This window comes from Spirulina sp. 06S082 (assembly GCF_034932145.1).
Taxonomy (GTDB): Bacteria; Cyanobacteriota; Cyanobacteriia; order Cyanobacteriales; family Spirulinaceae; genus CCY15215.
The window spans coordinates 1-5,359 of sequence record NZ_JAYGHV010000343.1 but is presented as its reverse complement, the minus strand read 5'-3'; the positions used below and the strand labels follow the sequence as shown (position 1 = coordinate 5,359).

At 45.0% G+C, this 5,359-nt stretch carries 6 protein-coding genes; 4 read left to right on the top strand and 2 right to left on the bottom strand.

Annotated elements, in window-relative coordinates:
- Together VB714_RS20800 and VB714_RS20795 are read right to left on the bottom strand one after the other, a co-directional pair.
- Positions 1-525, bottom strand: a 525-nt coding sequence (locus tag VB714_RS20800) for an NB-ARC domain-containing protein (protein WP_323226600.1), incomplete at its 3' end; no start/stop codon positions are given.
- 75 nt (positions 526-600) lie between these two features.
- Complete coding sequence (locus tag VB714_RS20795) at positions 601-771, bottom strand: LuxR C-terminal-related transcriptional regulator (protein ID WP_323226599.1); 171 nt, start codon at positions 769-771, stop codon at positions 601-603.
- A gap of 376 nt (positions 772-1,147) precedes the next feature.
- Between VB714_RS20795 and bchI the strand changes: the two genes are divergently transcribed.
- The 4 genes from bchI to VB714_RS20775 all read left to right on the top strand — a co-directional run bounded on the left by bchI (position 1,148) and on the right by VB714_RS20775 (position 5,192).
- Positions 1,148-2,227, top strand: a complete 1,080-nt coding sequence (gene bchI, locus VB714_RS20790; RefSeq protein WP_323226598.1) for a magnesium chelatase ATPase subunit I — start codon at positions 1,148-1,150, stop codon at positions 2,225-2,227.
- A gap of 178 nt (positions 2,228-2,405) precedes the next feature.
- Positions 2,406-3,185, top strand: coding sequence for an ABC transporter ATP-binding protein (locus VB714_RS20785; RefSeq protein ID WP_416309756.1), 780 nt, complete (start codon positions 2,406-2,408; stop codon positions 3,183-3,185).
- 18 nt (positions 3,186-3,203) lie between these two features.
- Positions 3,204-4,685: an MlaD family protein gene (locus VB714_RS20780; protein WP_323226596.1), complete on the top strand. Its 1,482-nt coding sequence runs from the start codon at positions 3,204-3,206 to the stop codon at positions 4,683-4,685.
- A 6-nt stretch (positions 4,686-4,691) separates the two neighbouring features.
- The gene (locus VB714_RS20775) at positions 4,692-5,192 is read left to right on the top strand and encodes a hypothetical protein (protein WP_323226595.1); all 501 of its coding nucleotides are present in this window, start codon (positions 4,692-4,694) and stop codon (positions 5,190-5,192) included.
- Positions 5,193-5,359 lie beyond the last annotated feature (167 nt).

Genomic DNA, 5,359 nt, shown 5'->3' with positions numbered 1-5,359 from the left:
TACGCAACTTTGATGGGTTTCTTCTGCCAAGCGTCGGAAGAAGTCGCCATAATTGCGGTAGCCGTCGCGATACTGACCGGCCAATTCTTCGGGGCTGAGGATGGCATCAACGCGATCCAAAACCAGCAGACATTGGCGATCGCGCAATACTTTAATCAGGTGAGAGATTTTTTCGTCAAGGGGATCTGACAAAATCGAACGAGCGGGACGAGCCAGAGTCCGCAATAAATCCGTCAACAATTCCGATAAGGACGGTGCCTGACGAAGCGATCGCCAGAGAACACAATCGAATTCTTCTTCAGACTGTCGCGCCAATTTAACAGAAAGAGAGGTTTTACCGATTCCTCCCATACCCAACAGGGCGAGAACGCGACAATCTTCTTCGATCATCCAGGTGCTGGCGGTTTTTAACTCTTCCTCGCGACCGTAGAAAATAGAGACATCAGGAGCTTGTCCCCAATCTCGCAAAGGTTGGCTCGGATCGGTTTTGGGTTCGAGATCGTCACCACCGCGAGCCTCTTTCATCCGATGGCGTTCGACGAGAATTTGTTGGAGTTTGGCCAGTTTTCCGGGGCCGGCTCCGGAAATATGAAACTTTTTTTAAATTTCACCCAAACGCTTGCGGGCGGCGGCGGCTTGAATATTCAAGCGGGCAGCAATGTCAGCATTGGAAACCCCTTGAATCGCCAAGGACAAAACTTCCAATTCAGCATCGGTCACGCCGTATTCGTCGGCAATTTCATTGAGATAATCTGCGGGAATGATGGTCATAAGGCAATCGACTAAACTAACTAACTTGATAAGTGGACTTTCTTTCCCTTGCTCACCTATGTTGAAACTGGGAAAGATAAGAATCTATCATAATCTATCATAGCGAATTTTTACCTGTATCAACATTTTTTGTTTTCACTCTTAGTGAGGGGAAGGCGCATCCCCCCTACTCTTCCGTTTGGATAATTTAACAATTGATAACATTCATGAAATGCTCGGAAGAGTGTCTGCGAGTAAATACTGCCCTATAGGTTAAAGGCTTTCAGTTTCTCATCTTGGGGAATCGGTACGACAAGGCGTTAATATAAATAAACATTTGCTTTCCGGCAAAACCATAAATTAATCTTGTATTTGGCTATTGGAAATTTAAAGTTTTATGACCGCAACTGTTGCTCTATCGCCACAACCTACTCAAACTCGTCGTGTTGTTTTTCCCTTTACGGCTATTGTCGGTCAAGAGGAAATGAAACTCGCCCTCTTACTCAACGCCATCGATCCTAAAATTGGTGGGGTGATGATTATGGGCGATCGCGGTACGGGGAAATCTACGACTATCCGCGCTCTGGCGGAATTATTGCCGGAAATTGAAATCGTTGAAAACGATCCTTTTAATAGCGATCCTCAAGACCCCGACCTAATGAGCGAGGAACTTCGCACGGCTATGGCTCAAGGAAAAACTTTTGCCACGATCCGCAAAAAAGTCTCGATGATCGATCTACCCCTCGGGGCGACGGAGGATCGGGTCTGCGGCACGATCGATATTGAAAAAGCGCTTTCGGAAGGGGTGAAGGCGTTTGAACCTGGTTTGCTGGCTAAAGCTAATCGGGGCATTCTTTATGTGGATGAAGTCAATCTTCTTGACGATCACCTCGTAGATGTTCTCCTCGATTCTGCTGCAAGTGGTTGGAATACGGTAGAACGAGAGGGGATTTCCATTCGCCATCCCGCCCGTTTTGTCTTGGTGGGATCGGGAAACCCAGAAGAAGGGGAATTGCGCCCCCAACTCCTCGATCGCTTCGGAATGCACGCGGAAATTCATACGGTGAAGGAGCCGGCTTTGCGGGTGAAAATTGTCGAACAGCGATCGCAGTTTGATGGGGAACCCCACGCTTTTTGTGACCAATATCAAGGGGAACAAGATGCCCTACAGGAAAAATTAGTCAGCGCCCAAAATCGTCTCAATAATGTGGCGATCGATTATGACTTGCGGGTGAATATTTCTGAAGTCTGTTCGGAACTGGATGTGGATGGATTGCGGGGAGATATCGTTACCAACCGCGCGGCTAAAGCCTTGGCTGCTTTTGAAGGACGGGAAGAAGTTACGGTAGATGATATTCGCCGAGTAGTCGTCCTTTCCCTGCGCCATCGCCTCCGAAAAGACCCCCTCGAGTCCATTGATTCCGGTTATAAGGTTAGCAAAGCCTTTAACCGCGTTTTTGGCATCGCTGAGGAGTAGGGTGTGGGGAGTGTGGGGAGATGGGGGAGTGTGGGGGGTGTGGGGAGATGGGGGGGTGTGGGGAGTTTGGGGAGTTTGTCTCTGTTCCCCTCCCCATTGATAATTGAGGTCGAGGGACGGAACAATCGAATTCGTCATATCCGATCGACCTGTTGTTCATTGATAATTGTTCATGGAAATGGCTCCCATTGTAGAACTGAGAAAAGTCAGTAAATCTTTTGGCAATACTGTCATTTTGGACGCGATCGATCTCAGTATCTATCCCGGTAAGGCATTAGTGGTCATTGGACCTTCGGGGGCAGGGAAATCAACCATTTTACGAATTATTGCGGGATTGCTGAGTCCCGATTCTGGAGAAGTTTATATTGCTGGACAGCGCCGGCTGGGTTTAATTGAAGATAGTCCCGATCCCATTGCTATTAGTATGGTGTTTCAACAGTCCGCCCTGTTTGATTCTCTAACAGTGGAAGAAAATGTCGGCTTTACTCTCTTTCAGCACTCGAAGCTCGATCGCCAAACCATTCGCGATTTAGTCACCGAAAAATTAGCAATGGTGGGGTTGAGTGATATTGGCGATCGCTATCCCGCTCAACTTTCTGGGGGAATGCGAAAGCGGGTCAGTTTTGCACGAGCGATTATGGCCAATCCCTATAATCCTCAAGATAATCCCGATGTGATTCTCTACGATGAGCCGACGGCGGGTTTAGACCCGATCGCCTCAACGGTGATTGAGGATTTAGTGCGCCAATTGCAACGACAAGAAAAAATTTGCGGCACCTACGTCATGGTTTCCCATCAAGAAAGCACGATTCGTCGTACTGCCGATCGCGTCGCTTTTCTTTATGATGGTAAGCTAAGTTGGGAAGGCAGTGTTGCTGAAATTGACACCACAGATAACCCCTTCGTACAGCAATTTTTTAGCGCGAGTTTACAAGGTCCAATTCGAGTGGTGAATTAAAGGGGAGGAAAGTCAATTATGCGATCGCGGACGATACGAGAAGGGTCGGTAGGCCTATTTATCCTCGTCGGTCTCGCCGTCTTCGGCACTCTTGCTGTTTGGTTGCGCGGTTTAAAATTCGGGGTAGACAGTTACGAAATTTTTATTGAGTTTGCCAATACGAATGGTATGGCGGTAGGAGGGACTGTCCGCTATCGGGGGTATAAGGTGGGAAATATTACGGCAATTACCCCGGAAACTAATGGCGTTGTGGTCACGGTTTCCATTTCCCCACCGGATCTTCTCATTCCTCAAAAGGCTCGCGTTGAAGCGATACAAGCAGGATTGATTGCTGAAACCAGTATTGAAATTACACCCCTTAGCGATCTTCCCGAGCCCAGCACTTTAGAAAATCCCCTCAGTTCTCGTTGCGATAGTACTTTGATTGTCTGTCAGCGCGATCGCTTAAAGGGGGATTCTGGAATTACTTTTAATGATGCCCTTCGCAGTAGCGTGGCCTTGAGCGATCGCCTCAGCGATCCAGAATTTTTTGAGAATGTTAAAGCGCTAACAGAAAATGCTAATCGCGCTGTGAGCGAATTAACGGTATTGGGGAAGGAATTGAGTTTACTTTCCAAAACAACTCGCACTCAACTTACGACGGTTGCTCGCACGGCCAATGCCATTACCGGTGCAGCAGCATCCACAACAACCCAACTGAATGCAACGGCGGAGGAATATCGTTTACTGGCGAATAATCTCAGTGGGGTTATCTCGGACAATCGAGCGGGTTTAACGGCAACTCTCGATAATATGGGCAGTACGAGCGACCAATTACGGCTTTTATTGACCAATTTGAATACGACGGTGGGATCGATTGATACGACTCAAACCATTCAAAATTTAGAGGAATTAACTGCGAATGCGGCGGCGGCTTCTGTCAATCTTCGCAATGTCTCAAATTCTTTTAACGATCCGACGACTTTAATTACGCTCCAACGCACTCTCAATTCGGCTCGCGTTACTTTTGAAAATACCCAGAAGATTACCTCGGATTTGGAAGAATTAACGGGAAATCCAGAATTTCGTAATAATATTTTACGATTGGTGAATGGCTTGAGTAGTTTGGTTTCTTCGACACAAGATTTAACCGATCGCGTAGAAACTGCACAGCAACTTGAGGTGATCCAAGCAGAAATTGCGCGAAAACAAACAGAAACAGAAATCATTTCTCCCCAACCTCGCGAGGATATTTCAGAATCCCCGGTTCATCGGGAAGCGATCGCCGAGGAAAGCCAAAACCCGGAAAGGAAAAATCAAAATCGAGGCAATATTCCCCCATCTTCAAAAGTTAACGAACCCATCGATCCCGTGACGATTTTTCAAACTTCTCCTGTTGAAAAAAAATCGGCGATCGATGGCGATCGTTCTCCCCAAATGACTCGGGATGAATGGGTGCGGAAAATTTTTCAAAGTCGAACGCGATCGGATGCTGAAGAAGGAGAAACTGGAAATTATTAAATTATCTTGAATTCTTACAATACTATAGTCAATATGCTTGTATTTCTTCTTCACGGTGTCAATACAAAAACAGTACAATATGCTGATTCTTTACCAGATTTAATTAAAGAAGAATTTCAAAAAAATAATTCTCCTTTACCATTTTTTTACTCTGGGTTTTGGGGAGATAATTTAAAAGGGACTCATGCAATTTGGAGAGAAATCTATCAGGAATTACATCGTAAAAAAACTCAGAATCCAAATTTTAATCCAGATATTGCATTTCGTTATCAAAAATTTAGAGAAGTATATTTTTCTGAGTTTTTAGGTGATACTTTTACATATTTGAACTCTGAAAATGGTAAAAAAATAAGAAATGTTATTGTTCAACAATTTAACGATTTTTTAAATACTTACTCTCAAGAAAAAGAAGTTCACTTTATTGCCCATTCGTTAGGAACTGTAATTCTCTGGGATGTCTTATTTTCCGACCAGAAATCAAAAATGCTCTGTCATCTGCTCCAATAATTTTTGGTGCAGCAGAAGCTCATAGTTTGTACTGGAACAATCGAAAAGTAGCGCAATGGATTACAAAAATCATATTACCGGATACAACCACAATAATTAGTAAGACAAAAAATTTAGAACAAGTGTTAGAGCAATTAAAACAAGTAGAAGGGATGACTTTTTTTGAT

Excerpts from the sequence above, each read along its gene's own strand:
- VB714_RS20795 (WP_323226599.1), bottom strand. The coding sequence starts at position 771 with ATGACCATCATTCCCGCAGATTATCTCAATGAAATTGCCGACGAATAC.
- bchI (WP_323226598.1), top strand. The coding sequence starts at position 1,148 with ATGACCGCAACTGTTGCTCTATCGCCACAACCTACTCAAACTCGTCGT.
- VB714_RS20785 (WP_416309756.1), top strand. The coding sequence starts at position 2,406 with ATGGCTCCCATTGTAGAACTGAGAAAAGTCAGTAAATCTTTTGGCAAT.
- VB714_RS20780 (WP_323226596.1), top strand. The coding sequence starts at position 3,204 with ATGCGATCGCGGACGATACGAGAAGGGTCGGTAGGCCTATTTATCCTC.